This window comes from uncultured Thiodictyon sp. (genome assembly GCF_903828115.1).
Lineage (GTDB): Bacteria > Pseudomonadota > Gammaproteobacteria > Chromatiales > Chromatiaceae > Thiodictyon.
This window is the reverse complement of the sequence record NZ_CAIKKU010000261.1, coordinates 1-1,828: the sequence shown is the minus strand read 5'-3', so window position 1 is coordinate 1,828 and position 1,828 is coordinate 1. Positions and strand designations below refer to the sequence as shown.

Annotated in this window: 1 protein-coding gene; it reads right to left on the bottom strand. The window is 63.8% G+C overall.

Features of this window, described 5'->3' with window-relative positions; genetic code table 11:
• Positions 1-129 precede the first annotated feature (129 nt).
• A complete protein-coding gene (locus QZY48_RS09855) occupies positions 130-1,599 on the bottom strand; it encodes a glycosyl hydrolase family 57 (RefSeq protein WP_295430575.1) in 1,470 nt (489 codons plus the stop codon).
• Positions 1,600-1,828: the final 229 nt, after the last annotated feature.

Sequence of the window (1,828 nt, the reverse complement as noted above, 5' to 3'; positions counted from 1 at the left end):
GGTCTGCTCAGATCGTTGAACCAGCATCAGTCGAGCACCTGTTGCTGCTCTTGTCAACGGCGTAGGCCATTACCGCCGGTAGGTCGTGCGATAAGGCGCCGCTCCCGCGGGCGCGGGAGCGGCGCCCGGCTAGCCGAAGTCGTAGCGGATGATCTCCTGCACCCGGCGGCAGATCTCGCGGCCGTAGTCGGTCCATTCGCCCTGGCCCCAGTAGCGGAAGCAACTGGTTTGGGAGGCCATCAGGTGGAACAGGGCGTTGCGGTAGTGCGGGTCGTCGGTGGGGATACCGGCCTTGAGAACCTTTTCATAGAAGAGGGCGCTGGCCTCTTCCATGGGTCCGAGCACGTTGTCATAGCCCTGGACCCAGGAGAGGTTGCTGGTCCAACTGCCGCCCTCCATGTGGAAGCGGCCGTCTTCCTGCTTCAGTTCGGCAATCACCTTGGCCAGGACCTCGGGGCCGTCGCCGGGCTTCATGCGCGCCCAGATGCGGTCGTGGAAGAGGGGCTGGACGGCGGGGAAGTCGGTCTCCTCGAGCCCCATGCCGAAATGCAGATGCTCCAGGTATTCGCTGGCGTTCATCATGGGCACGTCGGTGTGGCTGGCAGTGCGTGCCACTTCCATGAACTTGCCGGGAAACTCGTTCATCATGACGCCGCCGTTTTCGCCGTCGGCGATCTGGGTGACGAGCGGCGGGATGGAGCGGCCGGCCAACTCGACCCGCTGGAGCCCCTGGGCCTCGTACCAGGGCTGCATCTGGGCGACCAGCTTGGTATCGGACCCCTGGGTCTTGATGATGGCGGTGATGCTGGCGGTTTCGCCCTGGGAGTTGGTGCAGACCAGCCGGTGGGGGATGTGGGGACGCTCCAGGTTGCGGCCGTTGCTGACCTGCTGGACCGTGTGTTCCTGAATCAATACCCATTGGAAGCCGCAGTCGACCAGGGTCTTGACGAAGGAATAGGCGAGATCCGGGTGGTTGGGCAGGGCCATCTCCGAGGGGGAGAAGCCGCGCACCCGCTCCAGGGCCTCCCAGCCGAAGATGGCGGCGAAGTGGTGCTGGAAGGCGCGTACATGTAGCCGGAAGTCCTGCTCCGGGGTGGAGGGCGCGACCGCGTGGCCCCAGGGCATGCCCAGCCATTCGACGGTCCAACTGTAGTCCGGGTTGCAGGTGATGGTCTTGAGCGCGTCGATGACGTGGTGTTCGCCCATCTTGCGCAGGCCGTGGAGCAGGGTGCCGGAGTATTCCAGCATAACGCGGGGGGACTTGCCCTCGCCGACCAGTTGGGGAATGAACTCGCCCATTCGCCGGTAGCACCAGATGAAGGCCGGGGCATTGTAGCTGTCGCCGATTCCCTGGTTCTCCATCATGTATTGCAGGTTGCTGATCAGGGCGGCGGTGTGCAGGTCCCCGCCGCCGGCCGGGATCAAGGGCTGGTGCTGATGCAGCGCAATGGCGGCGGCGGCCCTGATGTTCGCGAGATCCAGGCCCCCGCGCGGGGCGTACAGCGGCTTGGCCCGGCCGGCGGCGACGACCTCGGCGACCTTGGCCTCCTGGCCGCTGATGTTGGGTACCTCTCCCATATATTCAGGCAGTGGATTCAGCAAGGTAATCTCCTGTGGGCGACCCCGAAGCGATGGGGCGCGGTGAACGGGTGAAGCGGTGCTTGGCAGGTTGCGCGCCGCTGGTGGTAAGTAAGGATTCAAAAACAGGCTAAACACAACACAATCGTTGTCGTTGTCGTTGTCGTAATCGTAATCGGAGAAGCCATGCAATTTGGCGTGCGAGAGAATCCGAGGCGCTACGATAACCTCGATTACGACAACGACAACG